Origin of the sequence: Candidatus Solirubrobacter pratensis (assembly GCF_000425945.1) — a bacterium.
Taxonomy (GTDB): domain Bacteria; phylum Actinomycetota; class Thermoleophilia; order Solirubrobacterales; family Solirubrobacteraceae; genus Solirubrobacter; species Solirubrobacter pratensis.
Genome location: NZ_KE384481.1, coordinates 265933 through 291672, shown reverse-complemented (window position 1 = coordinate 291672; position 25740 = coordinate 265933). Strand labels below are relative to the sequence as shown.

The 25740-nt window shown below is 73.3% G+C and carries 19 protein-coding genes, 1 tRNA gene, 1 other RNA gene and 1 riboswitch; of the genes, 11 read left to right on the top strand and 10 right to left on the bottom strand.

Features of this window, described 5'->3' with window-relative positions; genetic code table 11:
• Window positions 1-108: 108 nt before the first annotated feature.
• A complete protein-coding gene (locus tag H958_RS41630; protein ID WP_156028428.1) occupies window positions 109-1053 on the bottom strand; it encodes a lysylphosphatidylglycerol synthase domain-containing protein in 945 nt (314 codons plus the stop codon).
• A 527-nt stretch (window positions 1054-1580) separates the two neighbouring features.
• Here H958_RS41630 and H958_RS44435 point away from each other — a divergent pair.
• The gene (locus H958_RS44435; RefSeq protein WP_156028427.1) at window positions 1581-2312 is read left to right on the top strand and encodes a phosphatase PAP2 family protein; all 732 of its coding nucleotides are present in this window, start codon (window positions 1581-1583) and stop codon (window positions 2310-2312) included.
• Window positions 2313-2445: 133 nt separating this feature from the next.
• Here the strand turns inward: H958_RS44435 and H958_RS0130865 are convergent, their stop codons facing one another.
• From H958_RS0130865 to H958_RS0130835, 6 genes are all read right to left on the bottom strand, one after another.
• Window positions 2446-3009 carry a TIM barrel protein gene (locus H958_RS0130865; protein ID WP_156028426.1) on the bottom strand — a complete coding sequence of 188 codons (564 nt, stop codon included), beginning with the start codon at window positions 3007-3009 and terminating at the stop codon, window positions 2446-2448.
• A 738-nt stretch (window positions 3010-3747) separates the two neighbouring features.
• Window positions 3748-4170, bottom strand: coding sequence for a tyrosine-type recombinase/integrase (locus H958_RS0130855; protein WP_028061485.1), 423 nt, complete (start codon window positions 4168-4170; stop codon window positions 3748-3750).
• A gap of 694 nt (window positions 4171-4864) precedes the next feature.
• The gene (locus H958_RS41620) at window positions 4865-8125 is read right to left on the bottom strand and encodes a hypothetical protein (RefSeq protein WP_156028425.1); all 3261 of its coding nucleotides are present in this window, start codon (window positions 8123-8125) and stop codon (window positions 4865-4867) included.
• A 136-nt stretch (window positions 8126-8261) separates the two neighbouring features.
• A complete protein-coding gene (locus H958_RS48575; protein ID WP_028061484.1) occupies window positions 8262-10574 on the bottom strand; it encodes a helix-turn-helix transcriptional regulator in 2313 nt (770 codons plus the stop codon).
• Window positions 10571-13306, bottom strand: a complete 2736-nt coding sequence (locus H958_RS0130840) for an AAA family ATPase (protein ID WP_156028424.1) — start codon at window positions 13304-13306, stop codon at window positions 10571-10573. The genes H958_RS48575 and H958_RS0130840 overlap by 4 nt, the downstream gene beginning before the upstream one ends.
• 199 nt (window positions 13307-13505) lie before the next feature.
• Window positions 13506-13590, bottom strand: a tRNA-Leu gene (locus H958_RS0130835).
• 112 nt (window positions 13591-13702) lie between these two features.
• Here H958_RS0130835 and lexA point away from each other — a divergent pair.
• Genes lexA through H958_RS0130820 form a run of 3 tightly spaced genes read left to right on the top strand, consistent with a single transcriptional unit; the run spans window position 13703 to window position 15321 of the window.
• The gene (lexA, locus tag H958_RS0130830; RefSeq protein WP_037412120.1) at window positions 13703-14341 is read left to right on the top strand and encodes a transcriptional repressor LexA; all 639 of its coding nucleotides are present in this window, start codon (window positions 13703-13705) and stop codon (window positions 14339-14341) included.
• Window positions 14338-14913, top strand: coding sequence for a hypothetical protein (locus tag H958_RS47090; RefSeq protein ID WP_156028423.1), 576 nt, complete (start codon window positions 14338-14340; stop codon window positions 14911-14913). The genes lexA and H958_RS47090 overlap by 4 nt, the downstream gene beginning before the upstream one ends.
• 24 nt (window positions 14914-14937) lie before the next feature.
• On the top strand, window positions 14938-15321 hold the full coding sequence (locus tag H958_RS0130820; protein ID WP_081686466.1) for a nuclear transport factor 2 family protein: 384 nt from the start codon (window positions 14938-14940) through the stop codon (window positions 15319-15321).
• A gap of 96 nt (window positions 15322-15417) precedes the next feature.
• On the opposite strand, the gene H958_RS0130815 is transcribed toward H958_RS0130820, so the two are convergent.
• Together H958_RS0130815 and H958_RS0130810 are read right to left on the bottom strand one after the other, a co-directional pair.
• A complete protein-coding gene (locus H958_RS0130815; RefSeq protein WP_081686465.1) occupies window positions 15418-16269 on the bottom strand; it encodes a 3-hydroxybutyryl-CoA dehydrogenase in 852 nt (283 codons plus the stop codon).
• 121 nt (window positions 16270-16390) lie between these two features.
• Window positions 16391-16588, bottom strand: a complete 198-nt coding sequence (locus H958_RS0130810; protein WP_028061478.1) for a hypothetical protein — start codon at window positions 16586-16588, stop codon at window positions 16391-16393.
• A 77-nt stretch (window positions 16589-16665) separates the two neighbouring features.
• On the opposite strand from H958_RS0130810, the gene rnpB reads away from it, so the two are divergent.
• The 3 genes from rnpB to H958_RS0130800 all read left to right on the top strand — a co-directional run bounded on the left by rnpB (window position 16666) and on the right by H958_RS0130800 (window position 18887).
• Window positions 16666-16988: RNase P RNA component class A (rnpB, locus tag H958_RS44590), an RNA gene on the top strand.
• Window positions 16989-17226: 238 nt separating this feature from the next.
• Window positions 17227-18414 (top strand): Y-family DNA polymerase, encoded by a 1188-nt coding sequence (locus H958_RS0130805; protein ID WP_028061477.1) that lies wholly within the window; start codon window positions 17227-17229, stop codon window positions 18412-18414.
• Complete coding sequence (locus H958_RS0130800; RefSeq protein WP_028061476.1) at window positions 18411-18887, top strand: collagen-like domain-containing protein; 477 nt, start codon at window positions 18411-18413, stop codon at window positions 18885-18887. Before H958_RS0130805 ends, H958_RS0130800 begins: the two co-directional genes overlap by 4 nt.
• On the opposite strand, the gene H958_RS41610 is transcribed toward H958_RS0130800, so the two are convergent.
• Entirely contained in the window at window positions 18878-19375 is a 498-nt protein-coding gene (locus H958_RS41610; RefSeq protein WP_037412118.1) for a GNAT family N-acetyltransferase, read from the bottom strand. The two genes, H958_RS0130800 and H958_RS41610, sit on opposite strands and share 10 nt — an antisense overlap.
• A gap of 151 nt (window positions 19376-19526) precedes the next feature.
• On the opposite strand from H958_RS41610, the gene H958_RS0130790 reads away from it, so the two are divergent.
• The 4 genes from H958_RS0130790 (at window position 19527) to H958_RS0130775 (ending at window position 25705) form a co-directional block, all read left to right on the top strand.
• Window positions 19527-20375 carry an alpha/beta fold hydrolase gene (locus H958_RS0130790; protein WP_051325043.1) on the top strand — a complete coding sequence of 283 codons (849 nt, stop codon included), beginning with the start codon at window positions 19527-19529 and terminating at the stop codon, window positions 20373-20375.
• 88 nt (window positions 20376-20463) lie between these two features.
• Window positions 20464-24072 carry a DNA polymerase III subunit alpha gene (locus H958_RS0130785; protein WP_196807648.1) on the top strand — a complete coding sequence of 1203 codons (3609 nt, stop codon included), beginning with the start codon at window positions 20464-20466 and terminating at the stop codon, window positions 24070-24072.
• Between the two features lie 85 nt (window positions 24073-24157).
• A complete protein-coding gene (locus H958_RS44425) occupies window positions 24158-24655 on the top strand; it encodes a c-type cytochrome (protein WP_051325042.1) in 498 nt (165 codons plus the stop codon).
• Window positions 24656-24966: 311 nt separating this feature from the next.
• Window positions 24967-25110, top strand: a riboswitch (cyclic di-AMP (ydaO/yuaA leader).
• A 7-nt stretch (window positions 25111-25117) separates the two neighbouring features.
• Window positions 25118-25705, top strand: coding sequence for a hypothetical protein (locus tag H958_RS0130775; RefSeq protein ID WP_028061472.1), 588 nt, complete (start codon window positions 25118-25120; stop codon window positions 25703-25705).
• Window positions 25706-25740 lie beyond the last annotated feature (35 nt).

Sequence of the window (25740 nt, the reverse complement as noted above, 5' to 3'; positions counted from 1 at the left end):
CAGCGCCAGCTCAAGCGCGAGGCGGCCGAGCGGCGCGATCGCGCCTCGCAGGAGCGGCGGCCGCCGCGCCCGTCCGGCAAGCCTCGCGGGCGCGCCTGAGCGCGAGGGTCACCACGGGCCTGCCGTTCCCTCGGCCGGTCGCGCGCCTGCGGTCCGCACGCGCGCCCAGAGCCGGTCGAGGGCGGCCCAGACCGCGAAGGCGAGCGCGCCCGTCGTCCCCGTGACCGTCATCAGCACGCCGGCGGCGGCGGCCGCCGCGACGCCGTCCCCGCCGAGGATCAGCACGGCCGCCGCGGCTCCGACCGCGGGCCCGACCGGCAGCTGACCAAGGGTCACGACGGCGATCAGCACCGCGATCGCGTCGAAGAACGAAGCATCGACGCCGACCGCGTGCAGCAGCAGCCAGTTGCGGAAGATCTGGCAGAAGACCGCGAGCAGCACCCAGCCGACGACGCGCCCGCCGCCTCTGAGGCTGCGGACCACGGCCAGCCCGCGCCACAGCTCCCGGCCCGTGCACAGCGCGAGCCGCCGCAGCCCCGCGCCGCCGGCCGCGATCACTGCCGCCGCCACCAGCGGCGACCACCACGGCAGGCCGAGCGGCCCGACCAGCGTGAAGGAGCTCAGTGCGGCGAGCGCCACCTCGACCGACAGGATCGGCACCTCGGCGGCGATCAGCGTCGGCACCTGCGGGCACACGTCCCGGCTGGAGCGCCGCAGCGCGACGATCCGTGCCGCAGCGCCGAGTTGGCCGCTGAGCAGGCTGCCGAGCACCTGCATGCTCGACGCCCGGAACAGCACACGCCTGGCGACCTGGCCGCCGGCGGCCTCGACGCTCAAGTGCCACGCCTCGGTGCGCGCGAGCAGCGTGATCACGTGCAGCGCCACCGTCGCCGACAGGATCCACCACGGCGCGCTCGAGACGGCGGTCTCGAACTCGTGCCGCCGTCCGGCGAGCACGACACAGAGCACGCCGGCCGTGGCCACCGCGCCCGCCCCGGCGACGAGCACGCGGTGCCGCCGCCCGATCTCGCGCAAGCGTGCGATCGCGGTCATTCCTCGAGGGCCTGTCCTTCCTTCATGCTCTAGCCGAACCGAGACGCGTCAGGAGAGAGAGCCAAGAGACCTGGCAGCGACCGGGCTGCGTTGCAGCTCGCGTGAACCACAGTACCCGGATCCGGTCTGCCGTTGACCCGATTCTTCGACCGAGCGCCTGCGTGAGGTGCGCCGGTGGCACCAGCTCAGACGCCCCACGGATACGTCTCCGGCGCTTCGCCGCGCTCCCACTCGCCTGTGCGCTCGAGCGGCTCCAGCGCCGTCGTCTCGTCGATGTGCAGGAGCGCGTCGAACTGGGCGGCGAGGCGGGCGAGGAAGGAGTGCGAGATCCGCTCGGTCTCGGGCGGTGGACGACGCCGATCGCGCGCTCGAGGCGGACGCCGTCCAGCCGGCGGACGTCGACCAGCGCACGCGGCTCGCGCTGGACCCGCGGGTCCAGGCCGTGGCACGGTTCTTGAAGGTTGGCCTCAGGAGTTGGAGGCTGAACGCGCCGCCGAGCGACGCGCGGGATCGTCTACGGTACCCGCGTGCCGGCGGAACGTCGTTGGGCGCGATCTGCGCGCGATGCCGCACCCGCCCTGCTGGCGCTTGCGCTCTCGCCCGTCGTCGCGGCTGTGGCACCCGACTCGGAGCGGCCACTGGCGCGGATGCGCGGCCTGATCGACATGGAACGGCAGCTCGGGCTGTTCTTCGAGCCGACGGTGCACGCCTGGTTCTGCACCCGGCCGCCGCTCTTGCGAGCGCTCCGACTGACCTACGTCGCCGCGCATGTGCCGGTGGCGCTCGGCGTGCTCGCCTGGACCCGGCGTGCTCACCCGCAGGCGTTCGTCCGAGCCCGGGATACGTTTGCCGCAACCCAGGCGCTCGCGGCAATCGGGTACGTCATCGCGCCGACGGCACCCCCGCGGATGATCGCCGGCCTCGGCTACGACGACCGGCCAGGACCCGGTGACCACGGGCTCGGACGATCGATCCAAAGCCCCTACGCCGCAATGCCCAGCGCCCACACCGCGTTCTCGGTGGTCGCTGCAGGGACGGTATGGGCTCTGGCGCGGTCGCGACCCGTCCGCGCAGCCGCGCTTCTCTACCCGCCGGCGGTTGTCGTCGAGATCATCGCGACCGGCGATCACATCTGGCTCGACGCCATCGGCGGACTGGTCGTCGCAGGCCTGGGCTTCGCGAGCGCCCGCGCGACGGAGAGGGTCCGCCGCTGCGCGAGCGTCGACACACGACGGGGACGGCGAGATGCGCGACTTTGAGTGCCCGATCGAGTCCTCGTCGACTCGCAACTGCTGGTCCTCTGGCTAACGCTGCTCGCGGTGGCTGTCGCGCAAAGGTGCGAGTTCTCGCTGTGCTTGGCGTCAGCAGCCGGAGCTGGTCGCCGCGGGTCGTCTACCAGGGAGGACGCGCCTCGAGTATCCACGGCACGTCGCGGCAGCGATCGAGAAACGGACGGAACAGCAACTGGTCCTCGTCGGTCAGGGTGATGTGATGCCGAGCTTCGTCGAGCGAACTGAGATGGACGTGTGACAGGCGGCTCGCGAACCGCTGCAAGAGGTCGGCGGCGACGGCGAGCGTCGGGTCAACGTCCTTGGCGTGGGCGAAATCGAGGCACAGACGCGCCTCGGGCAACTCGGCGAAGACGGCCTCAAGGTCCTCGGCCGTGTGGCCCGCCTGCTTGCGCCTGTCCATGTTCTCGATGGCCAGCCGCCGCCCGAGACGGCGGTATAGCCGGGGGTCGGAGATCGTGTCCGGGTGGACGACGATCGTGTCGACCCACGCCGGAACCCCACTCAGCGCTTCCACGAGCAGTGCCTCGTCCTCGGTGAGCCCCTTCGACGGCGAATGGACGCTGATGAACAGAAACGGAAGTCGAGGCGCGCCGTGGAGGTAGGGAGTAGGCCGGGGAGCTCGTCGGCGGAGATCGCCGACAGCTCGACGGCGATGCTCGACCACACCGCCGATTCGTCGACGAGGCGGACCCAGTCGTTGCGGTACTCGTGCATGAACCCGGTGGAACACCCCAGCGTGACGTGCTGCGCGAGCGGCGAGGAGACGACTGCTGGAAGCTCCGGAGTCACGACGACAGACGCTACCGATCGTGTCGGAAGGACGAACGCGGGTTCGACCATCGCGAGCGCTCTATGCGACCTTGGTGGAGGCAGCGATGAGCGCCTCCGTCTGCGCTGCTGCCTGCCTGACGAACGAGAGCTCCAAGTGGCCGTCGTGCTCCTCGGTGGTTGTGATCGAGCGGTGGCCGAGCTGGCGCTGAACGAAGATCAGCGGGTGGCCCGTCGACAGCCACGCGGTCGCTGCGGTCGGAGCGAGTCGAGTGGCATGTAATGTCGCGGAGGCCGGCGTCCTCGAGCGCCCACTCGTGCCAGTCGTGCGCGGTCTTCGACTCGGAGGGACGGGCTTGGTCCGGACTGCGTAGCGACCGCGACGGGGAGCGGGGCAAAGGAAGAGCCAGCCGTCGTCATCTATGCCGGAACCGCGACGCTCGTCACGGACGCGTTGGAGGGTCGCGACCAGGCGCGGGCCGATCTGGACCGAGCGGAATCCCGCTTGCCTTTCGTCGGCGTCGTGCCGCCGGCGTCCCGCGCGCGCTGGCGCGAGATGCGAACGACGCAGGCACCGAGGGCAACGTCGGGCCAGCGCACCGGAGCGCCTCGGAGATGCGCGCGCCGGTGCCGATCAGGAACTCGGCGAGCGCACGGAAGCGGTCGGCGCACGCGTCGAGGTAGCGGTCGATCTCGACGAGGCGCAGGTAGTCGATCTCGGTCCGCTCGACCGGTAGCTCGGGCACGTAGCGGCACGGTTCACGGGCAGGTGGCGCCGGCGGACCGCCTCGCCGAACGTCATCGACAGACACGTGCGCGCGTTGTTGACCGTCTTGGCGCTCAGCTCGCCTTGCGCGACGAGCTCGGCCATCTCGGTCAGCCAGTCGCGCACGCGATCCTCGTCGATCGCGGTGATCGCCATGTCGCCGAACCCCGGCAGGAGTCGCTTGCGGCCCTGGGTCGCGTAGTCCTGGAGCGTCCCCGCGGTGACGTAAGGGCGCTTGGCCTCCAGCAGCTGCGCCCAGAGCTCGCTGAACGTCGCGCGCGTGACTCGCACCTCACCCCGCCTGATCGCTTCGATCGCGGCGTTTCGGGCGGCGACCGCGGCCGATCGGGTCTCAAAGCCCCGTCGAGTGGTGAGGCTGCGGTTGGACTGTCGGTACACGCAGCGCCAGCGCCGGCCCGCCGTGGTGGTGGAGGCGTAGACCCCGTCGCCGCTCGGCCGAGGGGCTGGGGTGTCGGCGGTTCGACGCTAGGCGTCAACGAGATCTCGAACGTCTCCGCTTCTTGCCGCGTCGCGAAACGGCGGCTGCGCTGCCGGCCGTCTTCGCGCCGGCGAACGCGGTACTTCCCTCGCGCGGGCTCGTAGTCGATGCTCACGGGGACCTCCGGTGGATGTGGGCCACGGGCTGGGCCACATCAGGTGTGGCCCAGGTGTCAGAGGGCGTTGCCACGAAAAGTGGCCCCACCGGAACAGCACCGCCCCAGAACGACGAAAGCCCCGCCGGAGCGGGGCTTTCTCACATGCGCCGAAGAGGACTCGAACCTCCACCCGGTTATCCCGGACCAGGCCCTCAATGCGGTGGGCGCTTGACCGGGGAGTGGTGTTTCGTGCTGTGCGGTCGGGGGGTTCCACGGTGGAGAACAGACTGGACCCCTTGGACCCATCGGATGTTGCCACGATTGTTGCCGCGATCGATGGCGGCGACTGAGGGGGCGCTCGGACCGCGCTCCGGGACGCCCCCGCGGGGCTACTTCACCCTGAAGGTCAGCTTCACCGGCGCGGCGCCGGCGGCTGACAGCGTCGCGGTCCATGTCCCGCCGGTGAGGCCGCGCCCGAAGGCGACCACGGTCGTGCCGCGGTGTGCGGCCAGGGTGACCGTCTTGGTCTGGAGCACGCGGGTGCACGCCTTGCCGCCGTGCCGGCTTTTCGCCGGCGCCACGCACTTCGTGCCGGAGCGCCGGCCGGCGGCCGTCCGCGACAGGACGGCCTTGACGCTCGCTGCGCCGTCGGTCGTCAGCGTCAGCCTGGTCCCGCGTTTCCGCGTGAAGCTCGACGCGGCGAGCTTGGCTCCCAGACTCAGCCGTGCCGGCGGAACCGGCTGCGGAGAAGCCGGCGGCGGCGGAACCGGGTTCGGGTCGGTGGACGGTCCCGGCCCAGGGGTCGGAGTGGGGTCGGGGGACGGCGTAGGCTCGACGCCGTCCGGCGCGGGCGGGTTCTCGATCACCGACTCGGTGAGCGCGAGCCGGTTCAACGTGCCGTCGACGAGCGGGCTCCCCTGGTACGCCGGGATGGCCGGCGCGGCGGCGGCTCGCGCGTTCGCGGCCTGGCCGGCGGGCGCGAGGTCGGCCTTGATCGCCGCCTCGAGCTCGGTGAGGCGCTGGCTCTGCAGCGCCGGGATCCGGGTGCTGAGGCGGGCGCTCGGCAGCGTCGAGGCCGGCGCCGCCAGGCTCTGGGCGATGCTCGCGAGGCCCGCCGGGTCGAGCAGCCGGTTGCCGTCGGTCAGCAGCTCCTCGAGCTGGTCGTCGGTGGTCAGCGCCGTGCCGAGCCCGAGCCGCAAGTAGGCCTCGATCGCCTCCGTGTCGCCCTGCACCCGGCGCAGTGCCTTGTACAGCGGGGTCGAGTTGTCCGCGGCGCGAGTCGCGAGGTACGCATAGAGGCCGCGCTGCCGGCTCTCGAGCGCGGTCTTGACGGCCGCCTTGGCTGCGGCGATCTGGGCCGGCGTCGCCGACGTGTAGAGCGGACCGCAGGAGACGAAGCAATCCGAGTCGACGACCGTGTAGGGCGTCCCGCCGTTCGGCGTGAACTCGATGCCCGAGAACGTCGACGCGAACGTGCCGAGCCCGAGCCGCACCGCCAGCTTGTGGGCGGTTGGCGTCAAAGGCCACGCGCTGTCGGTGCTCGTGAACGTGTCGGTCACGCTGGGCAGCGGGAGGTAGACCATCGGCCCCAGGTCCGAGACGTCGAGCGGCTGATCGGGGCCGCCCCAGAGATCGAGGCCCAGCACGGCCGGGGAGCCGGGGCCGGTGAGCGTGGCGAGATAGGTCGCCTCGTCCTTCTTCAGCTCGCCGACGAGCGAGGTCGCCGCGGGGGACCCGCCGAGCCCGGCCTGGGTCTTGTAGTCGTCGATCAGCGCGTTGAAGAGCGTGCTGCCGGACCGGGTGCTCGTGTCGCTGGTGCCGATCTGCCGCATCAGGTCGTGGAGCTGATCGCCCTCTCCGCTCAGCTCACGGAGCTGGTTGAGCTGCGTCGCCGTCGTCTGCGCTGGGTTCTCGAGCAGGAGCTGGCTGTGGGCATGCGACGAAAGCGCCCACTGCTGAGGATTGGCGAGGACCCGAGCGTCCGCGCCGCCGAGCGCCGGCAGCCCGAGCCGCTTGGCGGGCAGCTGGCGCAGGTACTCCAAGTTGCTGTCGAGCGTCGAGAACTTCTCCAGCTCGGTGACCAGGTCGTCGGGCGCCCACGAGCGGCCGGCGATCGGCTGCAGCGTGCTGCCGGACGCGGCCGTCGTCCCGAACGTGAAGAGGTCGCCGGCGGCCTTGAAGAAGTCGATCGCCGGCAGCGGCAGGTGGCCGGGATTGCCCTGCTGGTAGCCGATCGCGCCGTTGATCGTGCGCCAGGTGTCCGTGTTGATGGCGTCCTGGCCGATCTGGTACATGTTGGCCTGCAGCCGGTCGATGCTCACCTGCAGGGTGGCGATGTCCTGCAAGGCCTGCGTGATGTTCGCGTTGGCGTGGTCGACCGAGTCCTGCAGCGCGTCGATCTTGCCGCTGATGCTCGACAGGTAGGACGTGATGGTGTCCAAGCGCGAGTTGAGCGCGTCGAGCTGAGCGTCGACCTGATTGAAGCGATCGGTCATGTCCTCGTGCAGCGCGTCGATCTGCTCGCTGATCTGGGCGAGCGCCTGCAGCATCTGCGCGTTCTGGTCGGGCAGGCCGAGCACCGGGCCGAGCATCTGCATGGCGCCGAGGACGCCCCCGGCCATGCTGAGCGTCGACAGGTTGGCGAAGCGGCTCACGCCAGAGACGCCCGCGACCGCGGTCGACCACTTCGAGTAGCTCTCCGTCAGCTTGCCGAGCATGGCGCCCGCCGCGGCGATGCGCTTGCCGGTCGACGAGTTGCCGGCGCCGGCGATCTTCGACAGCAGCGACGTCGCGGCGCCCGCGCCGTTCGAGGACCCGTCGCGCAGCCTGCTGGTCGCTAGGTCGTACGTCCCTCCGGGCGCGACTGAGTCGATCGTGGCGAGCGCGTTCGCCTGCAGCGTCGCGGTCTGCGCGGCGGCCTGCTGGTCGACGGCCTGCACGGTCGTCGCGATCGTTCCGTCGGCCGCGATCAGCCCGACCACCGGCTCGAGCTCATCGCGCTTGAGCGCATCCACGTCGCTGAGCAGGCGCGGCGTTCCGGCGAGGATGCTGTAGCCGGCGCTCGCCTGCCAGAGCGTGTCCCACGCCTGCGCGTACTTGGCGTTCTTCGCCCCCAACGCGGCAGCGCGCGAGAGGACGGCCGTCGGGTCGAACGTGCCGCCGGCCAGCGTCCAGCCCGAGTCGGCGTCGACGGCGATCTGCTTGCCGAGGTTGGTGGTGCGCGCGGACTCCTGCAGCGCCTGGTTCAACACGCGCGAGAGCGCGTCGCCGGTGATCCCGGAGGGATGCGGCGAGTCCATCGCCTGCAGGATCGAGATCACCATCTGGTTGGGCGCCTGTGGCCCGAGCGGCTCGAGATCGGCGGTGGGCACGCGGGCCTGCAGGGCCTGGATCCCGGCGACGGCGTCGGCCGGCGCGAGATCCGGCTTGACCGCGTAGGCCTCGAGCAGGACGAGCTGCAGCAGCAGGTCGCGCTGGCCGTCCGTGCCGTGCGACAGGTGTCCCACGTCGCCCGCCATGATCAGCGCCTGGCGCACCTGCTCAGGCGACATGTTGATCGGCGTGTCGGCGCGAGCGCGCCCGGGCAGGCCGAGGATCAGGCCCAGGAGCAGCATCAGCGCGAGCGACGCGCGCCGCCTATCGAGAAGCATTCGGTTCCTTCCGTTCACGGCCGGATTCCCGTATCCGCCGGCCCCTTGCCGTGCCCTGCCCCCGCCTGGGGCTCCGTTCGCGAAGGGAAGGTAGGCGGACCCGATGGGTATCCGCATCCGTACGGCGTACTTAACTTTAGGTCTCGTCCCTGAGCACGGACGCGAGTTCTCCCCTCGCGGCGATGCCGAGCTTCCGGAACACGGTGCGCAGGTGCGCCTCCACGGTTCGCGGGCTGAGAACCAGATCCGCGGCGATCTCGCGGCTCGTGAGGCCGCGAGCGGCGAGCTGCGCAACGCGTCGCTCGGACGACGTGAGCGCCTCGGCGCCGTGGCGCGCGCGGCGGCGCACTCGGCCTCCGGCCTCGCGCAGCGCGTCGCGTGCTGGGGTCGCCAGGCCCAGCCCCAGCCGCTCGGAGAGCTCGAGAGCGCGCGCCAACGGCGCTCGCGCCTCGCGCCCGCGCCCTGCCCGGCTCAGCGCCGTGCCGAGCTCCAGCAGCGCGTCGGGCAGGAACAGCGGCGAGCGCTCGAGCAGCGCCACCGCTTCCTCGTGGCCGGCGAGATCGCCGGTCGCCAGCGCGAGCGCGGACAGCGCGCGACCCAGTGCCGTCGGCGCTGCGGCGGCGCGGGCGCGCTCCACTTCGACGGCGGCAAGCTCCCGCGCCCGCTCGTGCTCGCCGAGCCTCGCGAGCGCGCGCGCCGCCCCGCTGCGCCATGGCGCCAGACCCGGATGGCGGATGCCCATCACGTCCTCGTCGAACGCGAGCGCCGCCAGGTACTGCTCCGCCGCCTCGGCGTGGCGGCCGCCGTCGAGCAGCAGCCCGGCCGCCGTCCCGCGCAGCAGCGGCTCGTCCGAGACCGGCGCTCCGGCGTCCTCGCCCCGGGCGCGTCGGATGAGCAGCCGCGTTCTGCGCGCCAGCGGCGCGAGCAGCGGCGGGCCATCGCCGAGGTCGCCGAACGTGCCCTCGAAGACGCCGATGTACACGCGTAGGCTGCGGACGGTCGCCTCGGCGATGCGGTCGCTGCGGGTGTCGGCCGCGTCGAGCAGCTCGCGCGCGAGCGCCGGCTCGTCGGCGGCCATGAGCGCTTCCACGAGCGTGAGCAGCGCCGCGGGCCTCGCTCCGGCGCTGCGGCAGGCCAGCGGCACGATCCGCTCGACCGCCGCTCCCCGCCACGCGAGCCGGACCGCGAGCACCGCGCACAGCGACGGGTCCTCCGGCGCCTCGATGTCCGGGACAGGTTGGAGCGCCGGGTCGAACAGCGCCGCGACGAGCTCGTCGGCGAGCAGCGGCTCCGCGGGCGCGCCGTCCTCGCGTCCGCGCGCCGCCACCTCGGCCGCGGCGCGGGGACGGCCGTAGGCGAGGTGTGCCTGCGCCAGTCCGTGCCAGGCGTCCGCGCGCCGGTCGGTGTTCAGGAGCGCCTCGAAGCGCGCGGCCGCCGTGGGCGCCCCCGCCGCGAGCTCGTTGCGTGCGAGCTCGAGCAGCAGCGTCGCGCGCGCGTCGGGTGGGGGCGGTTCGGCCAGCGCGCGCTCGAGCAGGCGTGCGGCCGCGGCGGGCTCGGGCTCCTCGCGTGCAGCCGCCGCGAGCGTAGCCGCGACCGCGGGATCCCCCGCGGGCGGCGCGTGCTCGAGGTGCCGGCCGATGAGGAGGTCCGGGGCGCCCTCGATGGCGAGCGCCTCGGCGGCTCGCCGGTGCAGGCGCTCGCGCTCGGCGGCGGGCGCCGCCACGGCCGAGGCCGTGAGCGGCTCGATGAACCGCAGCGGATCGCCCGGGGCGAAGAGCCCGGCGCCCGCTGCCAGGTCCGCGGCGCGCTCGGCGTCGTGGAGCTCGAGGCCCGCGAGCGGTGCGGCGACGCGCAGGGCGATCTCACCGAGCGTCGCCACGGTGGTGGCCAGGCGCCGCGCGGGGGGTGGGAGCCGCGCCAGGCGCGCCGCGGCCCACGGCCCGACCCGGTCCTCCGCCCCCTCCGCCAGCGCTGCGACCAGGAACGGGGTGCCGCCCGTGGCGCGGGCGATGCCCTCCGCGTCTTGCGGATCGACCCGCAACATCGCGGCGACGCCGTCGCGGCTGAGCCGCGCGGGCTCCAGCACCTCCGCGCTCGCCGCGATGCGGGTCACGAGGGCCGCGTCGGCCGGCGGCTCGCCGGTGCTGAGCCCCAGGATCAGCGCGACGCCTCGCACGTCGGCGTGTGCGGCGATCTGCGCGAGGGACCGCAGCGACCGCGCGTCGATGCGCTGCAGGTCGTCGACCGCGAGCAGCATCGGGCCGCCGGCGAGCGCGTCGGCGGCGGTTCGCACCGGGAGGCCGCGCGCCGCCGCATACGCGGTCCCGGCTTCGATCAGGCTCGAAATGCCGACTCCCGGTGGACCCTCGATGAGCACGACCCCGCGTGCGCGGTCCACTACGGCTCGCAGCGCTCGCAGCTCTTCGTCGCGCTCGACGAGCTCCCTCATCCCTGAGGCAGCTTGCCCGCCAGCTCGCGTCGTGATGCCACGCCGAGCTTCCGGTAGACGCTCGCGAGCTGGCTTTCGACCGTCCGGGGAGAGACGTGCAGCTCGTGGGCGATTTCGCGCGTCGTGCGGCCCGCGGAGGCCAACGTGGCCGATCGGCGCTCGGCGGCGGTCAGCCCGCCCTCCGGCTCGCGGGCCTCGGCCAGGGCCAGCTCGGCACCGGCGCGTGTAGTCAGCGCGACGGCGCCGAACTGCTCGCCGAACGTCCGAGCGCGCTCGAGGGTCGCGCTCGCCTCGCCGCGGCGGCCGGCCCGGCGCTGTGCCGCGCCGAGGTCGACGAGCGCCCTCAACCACTCGATCCGCGTCTGCGAGCGTTCGAGCGCCTCGACGGCCTCTTCGAGCTGCGCCAGCCCCGCGGCGCCCCCGGCCACGAGCCCACTCGCCCGTAGCGCGACGCCAAGCCCGCGGGGATTGGACAGCTCCCGCGCGCGGGCGAGCTCCGCGGCGGCCAGCGACCGCGCCAGCTCCGCGTCGCCGATGCGAAGCGCGGCGATCGCCGCTTCGCTGCGCCACGGGACGATCGCCGGGTTGCCGAGGCCGAAGTGCTGTTCTAGCATCCGGCCATCGGAGGTGAACGTGGCCAGGGCGCCTTGCGGGTCGCCGGCCGCGAGCTCGACCCGGCCCTTCGCCCAGCCGAACCCCGGTGAGGACGGATCACCCATCGCGATCGCTTCGCGCGCGCCGGGAACATCGCCGAGCTCGAGCCGGGTCTGCGCCAGCGGCGCGGCCGCCAGCGCGCGGTTCACCGGCCACGCGCGGGCCTCCAGCACGACGTCCTCCAGCAGCGCGAGCGCCGCGTGAAGCTCGCCGGCGTAGTAGTGCTGCCAGGCCCGGTTGACGCGGAGGTTGTCGACCGTCACGGGGTCTCCGAGCTCGGCCGCGCGCGCGATCGCCGCGTCGAGCACGTCCGCTGACGCGTCGATCTCGTCCACCCAGGTCAAGCTGCCGGCGACGAAGGTGACCGGCACACCTCGCGCCCCCGAGTCCACGAGCGGGTCGGCGGCCGTTGCAGCGCGCGCGAGCGCTGGAATGCGGTCGAGATGGAGCCCGCGCCAGCCGAGGTGCAGAAGCACCTGGGCGAGCAGCGCGGGCTCCGCCGGCGGGCGCCCGGCCGCGATCGCAGCTACGAGCCGCGACGTCTCCTCCGCCGCGGCGCCGGCGAGCTCGGGCACCAGCACGGCCGCGGCGAGCTCGTCGGCGACCAGCCGCTCGGTGTCCGGTCCGACGTCCTCGCGCCCGCGGCGGGCGACGGCGCTCGCGCCGCCGAAGTCACCGCGGACCCAGAGCAGCCGGGACAGCTCGTGCCAGGCCTCCTCGCGCTCGTATCGGCCGGCCACCCGCTCCAGCGCGGTCGCGAAGCGCTCGATCGCCGACACGTCGCCGGACGCCGCCTCCGCGCGTGCGAGCTCGGTCAGGACGCGGCCGCGCTCGGCGGGTGCGGGCGGCTCGTCGGCGGCGCGCCGGAGCGCGCGTGCCGCACTGCCGGGCTCCCCGCGCGCGACGGCTCGAGCGGCCGAACGGCGGAGGACCCCGACCGTCCACGCATCGCCATCCGGCCGCGCGTGCAGTAGGTGCGCGGCGACGACGTCCTCGGGCGCGCCCGCTCCTGCGAGGACGCTCGCGGCACGGCGGTGCAGGCGCGCACGGGCGAACGGTGCGATCGACCCGGCCACCGCCGCGCCGATCAGGGGATGCTCGAAGCTGACGGGATCGCCGGGCGCCAGCAGGCGCCGGGCGACCAGGGCTGCGGCAGCCGCGCCGGCCTCGGTCCCCTCCAGCTCGGCGACCTCCGACGCCTGGGCGGACGCGGCCTCGCCGAGCACCGCGATCGCCTCGGCCAGCGCCCGTTCCGCGGCGCTGACCGTGTCGAGGCGCAGGAGCGTCGAGCGGCGGACCGTCTCCGGGACGAGCTCGTCGGCGTCGAGCCGATCGATATCGCGCGCGGTCGCGAGCACCTCCTTGACCAGCAGCGGATTGCCGCCCGTCAGGCGGGCGACGCGGGCGGCCAAGGCCTCGTCGCCATCCGGTAGCGTCGCGCGCACCACGGCGCCCACGCCGTCCGGGGTGAGCGGGGCGGGGCGCAACACGATCGCGCCGGGCCGCTCGAGCAGGTCGATGGTGCCGAACGGCTCGTCCGTGCGCAGCGTCACGGCGACCCGGACCCTCCCTTCCTCGATCCGCCGGCCGAGATCGGCGAGGAACCGCAGCGAGCCGGCGTCGGACCACTGCACGTCGTCGACAGCGATCAGCACGCGCCGGCCGCCTGCGCCCGCCGCGAAGTCCTCGACGAGGCGAGCCAGCGCCTCAGCCAGCGGCCCCTGCGTCCCGTCGGCGCCCGGCCCGTCCGCGCCGGTGAAGACCGGCCGCGCCAGCTGCGCGTGGCCACGGTCAAGCAGGCCGGGCGACTCTCGCACCAGTGGATCGAGAAGGCGGCGGGCGACGCCGAACGGCACGTCCCGACCCAGCTCGTAGGCCTGCGCGCGCAGCACGACGGCGTCCTCCGCAGCCGTGGCGTGAAGGCGCCGGAGCAGCGCGGACTTCCCGACGCCGGCCGGCCCCTCGATGACAAGCCACCCGCTCGTCGCACGCGCGAACGCGGTGATAGCCGCGAGTTCCCCCGCCCGCTCAACCAACGCGAGACCCGCGGCGCCGACATCCCCTGACACGAGCGTCATGATGCCAGCGGCGCCGTTCGTGAGCGGCGGTACGCCCGGCAACGACCGCGTAACCACGCAGCCTTGGCTGACGATTCGATGAGCGCCCCCGTTCGCACGATCCGTCTCGGGCCACAGGGCGTCCCTCGCGCGCCCACTCCGCCGACGAGGCCGCCCCCCCAGAACGACGAAAGCCCCGCCGGAGCGGGGCTTTCTGCGATGCGCCGAAGAGGACTCGAACCTCCACCCGGTTATCCCGGACCAGGCCCTCAACCTGGCGCGTCTACCAATTCCGCCATCGGCGCGAGGGAACGGCGAGTATAGCCTCGGGTCCGACGCGGGGTTGAGTCCGTCCGCGGCGAGGGGTACCGTGTGCGAACACACGTTCGAAAGACCACGGAGGAGACCGCGACCCGCATGGACATTGGCAAGGATCTGACGAAGCGCCAGCAGGAGATCTTCGACTTCATCAAGAAGTACTCCGCCCGCTACGGCTATCCGCCGACGGTGCGCGACATCGGCAAGGCCGTCGGCCTCGCCTCGTCCTCCACGGTGCACGCGCACCTGGCGAACCTGGAGAAGGTCGGGCTGCTGCGCCGCGATCCTTCGAAGCCGCGGGCGATCGAGCTGCTGGATCGTGCCGCCAGCGCGACGGCGGACGCGGTGAAGTCCGTAGTGCGGCCGTCGGGGCTTCCGGTCGTCGGGCACGTCGCCGCGGGCTCGCCGATCCTCGCGGAGGAGAACGTGGAGGAGTATGTGCAGATCCCCGAGATCGCCGGCGGCGACGAGGGGGAATACCTGCTCAAGGTCCGCGGCGATTCGATGACCAACGCGGGCATCCTGCCCGGCGACTACGTGGTCGTCGCGCGACAGGACACGGCCGAGGACGGCGAGATCGTCGTGGCGCTCGTCGGAGAGGAGGCGACGGTGAAGCGGTTCTTCAAGGAGGCGGATCACATCCGACTGCAGCCGGAGCACGACACTATGGAGCCGATCCGGACGCGCGAGGCGCTGATCCTCGGGCGCGTGGTCGGCGTGCTGAGGAAGGTCGCATGAGCTCCCTGGTCGCGCCACGCCCGCCGGGCCTACGGATGCGCGAGGACGACGACCGCCAGGGCTCGCTGTTCGGCGGTGACGCGTTCGGCCGCCCGGCGCGCCCGGCACCCGAGCCCGCCCCGCCTGCGCCGCCCGCGCCGCCCGCGGGGCCGCCGGAGGCCGCGACCGCGCCGCCGCTTGCGCCGCGCGACGAGGTCGCCGCGCCGACGGAGGCCGCGACCGCGCCGCCGGTGCCGCCGCACGACGAGGTGGCCGCGCCGCCGCACGACGCCATTGCCCCGCCGGTCCCGCCCAGCGACGAGGTCGCCGCGCCGCCCGAGGCCGCTGCCGCGCCGCCCGTCTCGCCGCGCGAGTTGGTGGTCCCCGACGAGGACTCCGAGGAGATCCGCGTGACACGGACCCGCGGTCGCGCGCTCGCCGGGCCGACGCTCGACGATGCGGTCTCACGCGCGTGGGAGGGCCTCGTCGCCGAAGTGCCCGCGGCCTGCCCCGTCTGCCACGGCGAGATCGAGCCCGTGCTCGGCTCCGGCGTCCAGGGCTACTGCCGCAACTGCCACGTCACGCTGGACTGACCCGATCAGTAGCCTGCGACGCTCATGAGCGACGCAGCGACAGATCGGGTCGAGCTGGCTCGACTCGAGAACGAGTGGATGTCCGCGATGCAGGCGCGTGACATGGACCGGCTCGAGGAGCTCGTCGCGGACGGATTCCGCTTCACCGCGATCCACCTCTCGCCGGAGCCGTTCAGTCGCGAGCAGTGGATGGGCGCGGCGCGCGAGGGCTACACGATCGTCAGCTTCGCCTACGAGCGCATGGACGTCGACATCTTCGGCGACACGGGCGTCATCCACGCGCGCTTCTCGCAGATCGCGTCGTTCGAGTCGACCAACCTGTCCAACGTCTTCCAGCTCACCGACATCTGGGCCCGCCGCGACGGGCAGTGGCAGGTCGTGGCCCGCCACTCGTCCGAACTCGGCTGAACGCCGGCGCAGGGTCGCTGCGCACATCGCCCGCCGCGCGATCGGTCGCGCGCGCGAACCGCACCCGCCTGGATCGCCGCCGCGCCGAGCGCCTCCCTAGCTCGTCGAGTAGTCGTAGAACCCGCGCCCGGACTTACGCCCCAACAGGCCGGCTTCGACCATCCGGTTCAGCAAGGCGGGAGCCACCGAGGCGGGATCGCGGAACTCCGCATAGAGCGAGCGGGCGACGGCGAGCAGGGTGTCGAGGCCGATCAGGTCCGAGAGCCGCAGCGGACCCATCGGATGCGCGCACCCGAGCACCATGCCCTGGTCGATGTCCTCCTTGGAGGCGAAGCCCGACTCGTACATGCGGATCGCGGAGAGCAGGTACGGGATCAGCAGGGCGTTGACGATGAATCCGGCCCGGTCCTGGGACTCGATGCACGTCTTGCCGAGCGTGTCCTGCGCGAAGCCGCGCACCTGCCCGACGGTCTCGGGCTCGGTCATGATCGAGGTGACGATCTCGACCAGCGGAAGCACCGGCACCGGGTTGAAGAAGTGCATCCCCACCACGCGACCCGGCTGCTTGGTCTGCGCGCCGAGTTTCATGATCGGCACCGACGAGGTGTTCGAGGCGAGGAAGCGCGCGTCGGGCAGCAGCTCGTCGAGCCGGCGGAAGATGTCGCCCTTGGTCGTCTCGTCCTCGACCACCGCCTCGATCGCCGCGTCGGCGCCTTCGAGATCCTCGAACGTCGAGGTGACCACCAGGCGCTCCAGCGCCGCCGCGTGATCCTGCTGGGAGAGCTTGCCCGAGCGTACCCCGCGTCCTAGCGACTTCTCGATCGCCGCGCGCGCTCGTTCGGCACGCCCGTCGTCGACCTCCACGACCGTCACGTCCACGCCTGAGCGCGCGCATACCTCCGCAATTCCCGAGCCCATGAGGCCCCCGCCGATCACACCGACTCGCATGGCCGAACGCTATCGACTCGCCGCCAAGAGAGGCCGTGACGCGGGCGAAGGAGACCACCCGGCGGGAGCGACCACCGCTCGCCGCACGCGTGCGTACTGAGCGCCGGGATCAGGAACGGGGCTACGCCGCCTCGGCGGGCGGCACCGGGATGACGCAGACGCAGTTGGGCAACTTGCTCGACCCCGGCAGGACCATCCGCCCGACCCCGCGCTCCGCGGCGGCCTTGCGCGCCACGTCGGCGGCGTCCTTGCGATCGTCGAGGCGCTTCGCCACGGGAGTCTCGCCCCCGTCGGCATCGATGTAGACGACGTCGTACATGTCTCTCAGTGTGTTCGGCAGCTCGGACGCACCGCCCACCTTCGTTCACCGTTCGTTCCCAACCGGCTAACGTGCGGGGAGCGGACCGAGCAGCCGCGGAGGTTCGTCCTTCGAGGAAAGTCCGGACATCACAGGGCAGGATGGTCGGTAACGCCGACCCGGGGAAACCCGCGGGAAAGTGCCACAGAAAAGACACCGCCTACGGCCGCGCAAGCGGCCCGGCAAGGTTGAAATGGTGCGGTAAGAGCGCACCGGCGCCGCGGTGACGCGGCGGCCAGGCAAACCCCATCCGATGCAAGACCAAGCAGGGCCGTTCGCAGGTTGCCCGCCGAGGCCCAGGTCGGTCGCTCAGATGGATGGCTGCTCACGACAGAATCCGGCTTACAGGTCCGCTACCGGCGAGGCCCCGCGAAGGCGGGGCCTCGTCCATTCCCCGGCCGTCGGCACCGTGACGGGCCGCTTGTTCGCGTCCGGCGAATATGCGAACGTGTGTTCTTACGAATGCTCGTTCGTATCGCTCATATCCGCCGCCGGCCGACGGCCCCTTCCCGCCGCGATGTCGCGGCCTCCGTGCGCTCTCGCCGCCGCGAGATCGTCCTCGCCGTCCTCGCCCGCCGTGCGCTCGCCGCCCGCCGCTCGTGATCGTCTGCATCCTCTTACCCCGCTTCGAGCTCGCGGTCGCCGCCGGTGGCCGCGAGGCGCTCGCGGCCGGTCCGCTCGCGCTCGCGCCGGAGATCGGGCGCGAGCCGCTGATCGGCGAGTCCTCCGCCGCCGCCGAGGCCTACGGCGTCCGCGCCGGCCTGCGCCTCGGCGAGGCGTTCGCGCGCTGCCCCGCGCTCAAGCTCGTCTCGCCTGATCCGGCCGGCGTGGCGGACGCGTGGGAGCGCATCGTCGGTGCCCTGGAGGGGATCGGCGCGGCGGTCGAGTCCGGCCGTCCCGGCACCGCGTGGTTCGACGCGCGCGGGCTGCGGCGACTGCACGGCGGTGACGTCGAGGGAGTGATCGCGGTGGCGCGCAAGGCCCTCGGGGTTGCGGCGCGGATCGGCGCGGCGCCCTCGCGCTTCGCGGCGCTCGCTGCCGCCAGCCGGGCCCGCGCGCGGCGGCCGGAGATCGCTCCGGAGGGCTCCCGCCTGGCGGCGTATCTCGCGCCGCTGCCGGTCACGCTGCTGAGCGCCCGCCCGGAGGTCGCCATGCTGCCGGAGGCGCTGGAGCGCTTCGGCATCCGCACGCTCGGGGAGCTCGCGGCACTCCCGCGCGCCGCGCTGGCGGATCGCTTCGGCGCTGCGGGGACGCTCGCGCGCGACCTTGCCCGCGGACGCGACACGCCGCTGCGCCCGCGCGTCGCCGCCGAGCGGCTGCAGGAGGTGCTGGAGCTGCCCGAATCGGCGGCCGGCCCGCAGCTCGAGCGCGCGCTCGGCCTGCTGATCGACCGCGTGCTCGCCCGGCCCGAGCGGCGGGGGAGGACGCTGCGCGCGGTCGTGCTGTCGGCGGCGCTGGTCGAGGGCGGGACGTGGCGCACGCAGGTGACGTTCCGCGAGGCGCTGGCCGACCCGCGGCGCATGCGGCTCGTGCTCGTCAATCGGTTGGGCGACCTTCCGGCCCCCGCCGACGCGCTGCGCCTGCGCGTGGAGGCGTTCGGGCCGCCGTCCGGCGCCCAGCGCTCCCTGCTCGCCGAGCCGGCGGCGGTCCGGCTGGCGCGCCTGCGCGAGGCGGTCCGCCAGGCCCGCGCCGTCGCCGGCCCGGACGCCGCGCTGCGCATCCTCCCCGTCGATCCCGATTCGCGCGTGCCCGAGCGCCGGCTCGCGCTCGCGCCGTGGGAGCCATGAGCGCGGAGCGGGGAGCGCCGCCGAGCCGCACGCCGACGGGGCCCGCGGGCCCGCGCGGCCCACGCCGGCTGGAGCCAGAGGAGGGCCCCGCGGGCCCGCGCCGGCTGGAGCCAGGGGAGGGCCCCGCGGGCCTGCGCGGCACACGCCGGCCGGAGCCGGAGGAGGCGCCCGGCAGCGCACCACCCGGGGACGCTCCCGCCCGCGCGGTCCTCGGCGGCGCGACGCCGGCCTCCCGCGGCCCTCGCCGCCTCGCCCCCCCGCGCCCCGCCCGCGTCCGCGCCGACGCCACCGGGCGCCCGCTGGCCGTCGCCGGCCGTGCCGTCGAGGCCGTCCGCGAGTCCTGGCTCGTGGAGGACCGCTGGTGGACGGACGCGCCGCTTCGCCGCCGCTACTGGGAGGTCGTGACCGCCGACGGGCGCGACGTCGTCGTGTTCCGCGATCTCCAGGAGGGCCGGTGGTACGGTCAGCGGTGAAGGCGGTACACGATGTGCGGGCGGCCGAACGCGCTGCGCTCGCCCGTCCGGCGCATCCCGGCCTTCTCGAGCACCCGCAGCGAGGCCACGTTGGCCGGCTCCGCCAGCGCGATCACCTCGGAGATGCCGAGCGGCCCGAACGCCGCCTCGAGCCACGCCGTGGCCGCCTCGGTCGCGTACCCGCGCCCCCACGCCGCCACCGCCAGCGTGTAGCCCAGCTCCACCTCGCCGGCGGGCGTCCGGTAGAGCCCCGCGTCGCCGATCAGCATCCCCGATGCCCGCTCCACGACGCCCCAGAACGAGAACCCGTGCGAGCGCTGATGGACCTCGTAGTCGTGCAGGAGCCGCTGCGTCGCCGCCAGGGTCGCGGCCGGCCCCGTCGCCACATAGCGCATCACGACCGGGTCGGAGTAGATCCGATGCATGGCCTCGGCGTCGCCGTCGGCGAACGGCCGGAGGTCGAGCGAGGGCGTGGCGAGCGAGTCCACAGGACGGTTGTATCGGTCGACGCGTCCAGGCGGCCGGTCGACACTGGCACCTCGGCCAGCCCAGCAGGAGCCCGCTGCTGACCACGATCGCAGTATCGAACGCACCGAGCCATTCGCCGAGCTTTACGAGGTTCCCGTCCCCGGTGGCGGGTTGAACGTCGCACGCTCCGGCCCACCACCCGAAGAATCCGACGGCGTCGTGCTCGCCGCCCATGGCGTGACGGCGTCGTTGATGACCTTCCGCTCGATCGCTCGCGAGCTGTCGCCGCGGATCACGCTGCTCGTACCGGATCTCCGCGGTCGCGGGCTGAGCGCCAAGCTGCCCGGCCCGTACGGGATCGCGACGCATGTCAGCGACCTGCTCACCGTCCTCGATCACGCCGGCGCTTCCTCCGCAGTGCTCGCCGGCCACTCGATGGGCGCCTACATCGCCGCACGGATCGCGGCCGAGCACCCGAGCCGCGCCTCCGGCGTGGTGCTGCTCGACGCGGGCCTCCCGTTCCCGCTTCCCGACGATCCCGGCCGGATGCTGGACGGCGCGGTCACGAACGCGGTCATGCGCCTCGCGATCACGTTCCCGTCCGCGGACGAGTACGTCGAAGGCTGGCGCGCGCATCCGGCGTTCTCGGAGAGCTGGGACGACGACATCGAGGCCTATGCCCGCTACGACCTGAGCGAGGACAACGGCGTCGCGCGCTGCGGCGCGGCGGGCGACGCGGTGCGGACCGACAGCCGCGAGATGCTGCTGGACGCCGCGACGCGCAACGCGCTCGAGCGGGTCCGCGCGCCGATCCATCTGCTGCGCGCCGCGCGCGGCCTCTTCGATGACGACGACAGCCCGTTGATCCCCGAGAACGAGCTGCACAAGTTCGCCCTCACGCATCCCGAGGTACGCGTCGAGGCGGTGCCGGACGTCAATCACTACACGCTGGTGATGGGCTCCGGGCCGGGTCCGCAGCGGGTCGTCGCCGCGCTCGAGCGCGCCGTCTTCGCCGGTTGAGTGCCGTGGCGGCAGGGAGGACGAGGTCCTCGCCGCCGCCCGGCGCCGCGCCGCCTGTGCCGTCCGGCCGTGGTGCGAACATGTGTTCGTGCCTTACGTCGAGCTCCACGCCCACTCGGCCTTCTCGTTCCTGGACGGCGCGTCGCTGCCGGACGAGCTGGCGGCCGCCGCGCTGGAGCTCGGCTATGAGGCGATGGCGCTCACCGATCACAACGGCGTCTCGGGCTCGATGGAGTTCGCGGTGTCGGCGCGCGCGCTCGGTCTGCGGGCGATCCACGGGGTGGAGGTCGACGTGCTGGACTCCGGCGACGCCCCTGGCGGCCCCACCCGGCATCTGACGCTCCTCGTCGAGGACGAGCGGGGCTGGCGGAACCTGTGCCGGATCGTCACGCGCGCCCACGTGCACGATCGCGATCCGCGCGAGCCGCCGCCCGCGATCCCGCTGGAGACGATCGAGCGGCACGCCGCCGGCCTCGTGTGCCTGAGCGGGTGCGCCGACCATGGGGTGGAGGATGAGCCGACGCTGCGCCGCCTGCGCGAGGCGTTCGGGCCCGAGCGCCTGCGGGTGGAGCTGCAGCGCCCGTTCCAGCGCCACGATCGGGCGCGCAACCGCGCTCGCGCGGCGCTCGCCCGCCGGCTGGAGCTGCGCACGGTGGCGACGGGGAACGTCCATGCGCACGCGCGCTCGCGAGCGCCGCTGCAGGACGCGTTCGTGGCCCTGCAGCACCATCTCTCGCTGGACTCGTCCGAGCCGGTGCGGCGCGGCAACACCGCGCACGTGCTCGCGTCGCCGCAGGCGATGGCGGCGCGCTTCGAGGGGCACGAGGAGGCGGTGCGGGAGACCGAGGCGCTGGCCGAGCGGCTGCGCTTCGACCTGACGGCCGACCTCGGCTACCGCTATCCGGGCGCGGAGGATCCGCAGGCCTCGCGCAAGCTCGCCGAGCTGTGCTGGCTCAAGCTCGCCGAGCGCTATCCGCCCGAGGGTGCGTCGCACCCGCATGCCCACGCCCGGCTGATCGAGGAGTTGCGCGTGATCGACAAGCTCGGCCTGCCGGGCTTCTTCCTCCTGCATCGCGACCTGCTGGAGCTCGCGCGCGACGTCGCGGTCGAGGTGCGCGGGCCGTCGGTCGCGCGCCAGCTGCTGCCGCCGGGGCGCGGCCGCGGCTCCTCGGTGTCGTCGATCGTCTGCTACCTCACCGGCCTCTCGCACATCGACCCGGTGGCGAACGACCTCTATCTCGGCCGGTTCCTCAACGACGAGCTCAATGCGCTGCCGGACATCGACCTCGACTTCCCGCGTGACGTGCGCGAGGCGCTGATCCCGCGCGTGCACGAGCGCTACGGGAAGGAGCGCTCGGCGCTGGTCGCCGCGTTCCCGACGTTCCGCTCGCGCGGGGCGATCCGCGAGCTCGGCAAGGTGCTCGGCCTGCCGCCGGGGGAGCTCGAGCGCGTCGCGCGCGGGGCCGAGCCGTGGGCGGTCAAGGGGGTGGGGCGCGACGTCGAGGTCGCGCTGGGCATGGAGCCGCAGAGCGAGCCGGGTCCGTTCATCGACCCCGACGCCCGCGCCGCGGCCTTCGCGATGAGCACGAGCGAGTGGCTGGCGATGGTCCATGGGAAGCGGCCGGACAAGGCCGAGGCGCACGAGACCTCGCCTGAGGATCCCGACTACGGGCGGCTGCCCGGCCGCTGGGCCTGGCTGGCGCGGCTGTGCGACGAGGCGTACGGGCTCCCGCGCCACCTCTCCCAGCACTCGGGCGGGATGATCGTCTCCACCCGCCCGCTGATCGACTGCTGCCCGGTCCTGCCGGCGGCGATGGAGGGGCGCCAGCTGTGCCAGTGGGACAAGGACTCGTGCGCCGACGCGGGCTTCCTCAAGATCGACCTGCTGGGCCTGGGGATGCTCTCGGCGGTCGAGCGCTGCGTTGACGAGATCGCGCGCGTGCGCGGCGTCAGCGTGGACCTCTCGCGCATTCCCTATGACGACCAGGAGACCTATGACGCGATCCAGCTGGCGGACACGATGGGGGTGTTCCAGATCGAGTCGCGCGCGCAGATGGCGTCGTTGCGGCGGACGCGGCCGGCGTCGCTCGAGGACCTCACGATCCAGGTCGCGATCGTCCGCCCGGGGCCGATCCTCGGCGGTGCCGTCAACCCGTACATCTCGCGCGTCCAACGGCTGCGCCAGGATCCCGGCTACGTCGTCCCCTATGAGCACCCCGTTCTGGAGGAGGTGCTCAAGGACACGCTGGGGACGATCATCTTCCAGGACCAGGTGATCGAGGTCGCGCAGGCGTTCGCGGGCTTCTCGCCGGGGCAGGCGGAGGGGCTGCGCCGCGCGATGAGCCGCAAGCGCTCGGCGGAGGCGATCGAGGCGTTCCACGAGCGGTTCCTCGAGGGCGCGGCCGCCAGCCACGGCGTGGACCGCGAGACCGCCGAGCGCGTCTACGGCATGATCGTCGGCTTCTCGGGCTTCGGCTTCCCGAAGGCCCACGGAGCAGCCTTCGGCCTGCTCGCGTACCAGTCCACCTGGCTCCGCGTCCACTACGGCCCCGAGTTCCTGTGCGCGCTGCTCAACGAGCAGCCGATGGGCTTCTACGCACCGGACACCCTGGCCCATGAAGCCCAGCGGCGCGGGATCGTCCTCCGTCCCCCCGACGTGAACGCGAGCGAGTTGCTGTGCACCGTCGAATGGGCCCCGGCGCCCCTACCCGCTCCCGCGGCCCCCGCACCGTCCTCCGGCGCCTCCACGGCATCGCCACCCACCCCAGCGTCGTTGCCCTCCGCGGCAGCTCCGCCGCCCCCTTCCGAGGCGTCTCACCCCGCCGGCATCGTGCGGATGGGGCTCGGCTTCATCCTCGGCGTCAAGGAGGAGGAGATCCGCGCGCTCGTCGCGGCGCGCGAGGAGGGCGGCCCGTTCACCTCGCTCGCCGACCTCGCCTCCCGCGCCGGCGCCGGCCGCCCCGCGCTTGACCGGCTCGCGTGGGCCGGGGCGTGCGACTCGCTGATCGGCGGAGCCTCCGAGCACGCGCGCCGGCGGGCGCTGTGGCAGGTGGGCATCGCGGCGCCGGGCGAGCACGTTGCCGACGGCACGCAGCTCTCGCTGCCGCTCGAGGTTCCCGAGGCGCCGGTGCTCGCGCCGCTCGTCCCGTGGGAGTCGATGATCGCGGACTACGCCACGGTCGGGCTCACGCTCGGCGCGCACCCGCTCGAGCTGCTGCGCCCGACGCTGCCGCCGGACATCGTCTCGATCGCCGACCTCGAACGGTTGCCGCATGAGGCTCCCATCCGCATCGGCGGCCTCGTCGTCGCCCGCCAGCGCCCCGGGACCGCGAAGGGGATCGTGTTCCTGCTGCTCGAGGACGAGTTCGGGACGATCAACCTGATCGTCCCGCCCGACCTCTACGAATCGAATCGCCTGACCGTCCGCTCGGAGCCGCTGCTGCTGTGCGAGGGGCGCCTGGAGCGGCTGCCGCAGGCGGGCGGCGCGATCAACGTGTTCGTCAAGACGCTGCGCCCGCTCGTCACGCCTGAGGACCGCCAGGCGCGCGTGGTCGAGCTCGCCGAGCGCCGCGTCGCCGCCGCCGCGACCGGTCGCGGTGAAGGGGCGCAGGGCGGTCGCGCCGCCGCGGCGACGCTGGGGGAGTTCCGCGAGATCGCCCCGGCGGTGCAGAGCTTCGGCTCAGGAAGGAGGCGGTGATCACCGCCACGATCGGGTCGTCTGTAAGACCGTCGAGGGCGGCCGGAGGCTCTGGCGCCGCGCGAATGGGTAGATTCCCGCCCGCATGACCACGCTCGTCTTCGTCCTCGCGTTCATCCTTCTCGGCCTCGGCACGTTCCTCGTCGCGGTCAGCGGCGGTCGCCACGGCCTCGGTGCGGCGGTGCATTCGCAGTCCCGCGGGAGCCGGAAGTTCGCCACCCTCGTCTTCGGCCTCGCGCTCCTGCTGCTGGGCGTCGGCATCCCGACGGCCGTGATCGCTTCCGTCGACGATCGCAATGACATCCCGCACGCGAACATCAAGAACCTCACGAGCGCCGAGCTCCGCGGACGTGACCTGTTCGGCGAGCGCTGCGCCGCCTGCCACACCCTCGCGGCGTCGAACGCGGTCGCGCAGGTCGGCCCCGACCTCGACACGGTGCAGCCGAACGCGAAGCTGGTCCTCTCGACGATCCAGAACGGCAGGTCCGGCAACGGCCAGATGCCGGCGGGCATCTACACGGGCCAGGACGCCAAGGACGTCGCGGCGTACGTGGCAAAGGCCACCGGCGCCTCCGGTGGCTGACCCAGGGGGGACGTAGCGGGCGCCGGCTCGGCGCAGCGAATCGCTCGGTCCCGCGAGCGGCATCGAAGGGCGATCCGTCCCGCGGCCGGCGGCTCGAGTCCGTCGGGCGACACGGATCTCCGTCGCCAAGCGGTTGGTGGGCACCGCATTTCTCCGGGCCTCGTCATTCGACGGATCGACCGGTGCGCACGCCATCGCGCAGATTGCGCCGCACCGCGCTCCCGAATCCCCGGAATATGCGGAAACGGAGGTCCGTCCGACGCGTTCTGTAAACCTCCTCACACGCAGGTGTTCCTGAGGGCTGGTACTTTTGCTCGCATCCGCTGAGTTCCCGTAGGAGACGGGAAGCGGGGGACCCAAAGCAGTTGGGGCGAGTCACGGTCAGGTCAGGCCGTTTAGCGCCGCTCTTCGGCGCGAGCCCGTCAGCTAACCCCGTAAGCCCAGGAAGAGGACGTTTTCGACATGCCACCTGAGCACGAGGCCCAGAGCCAGGCCTTCTACGACCACGAACAGGACGAGCCGCGCGGCCGCCGGCGGCGGGCCGTGGCCGACTGGGGCGTGACCGAAGACGTCTTCGACCGAATGCCGAGTCGCCGCTTCGTGCGCCGCGGCGAGGAGCCGCGGATCCGTCGCGATGAGAACGCGAGCGCGCCGGCGCGCGAGGAGTCGCGGCCGGAGCGTGGGGACGCGACGCGGAGCGAGCCGTCGCGAGTCGCGCGCGACGAGCCCGCCGAAGGCCCGCGCTACGACGATTGGGGCGTCGACGAGCTCTACGAGCGGCCCGCACCGGTCTCGCGGACGATCGTGTTCGAGCGTGACGCGGAGGAGCCGGCCGCGACGCCCGAGGAGGCGCCCCCGGCCCCGCGCACCGCCACCGAGGGTCGCCGCACGGTCGTGATCGGCGGCCACCCCGACCGGCTGCCGGTGCCGCGCCACCGCCGACCGCGCACCGCCGTTGAGCGCATGGGCGGCCGGCCCGACCGGATCGTCGCCTACGCCGTCGCGCTCGGTGTCCTGCTCATCCTGATCGCCATCCTGACGTCGCACTGACGCGCGGGGGCGACCCCCCGCGGAGCGCCGCAGAC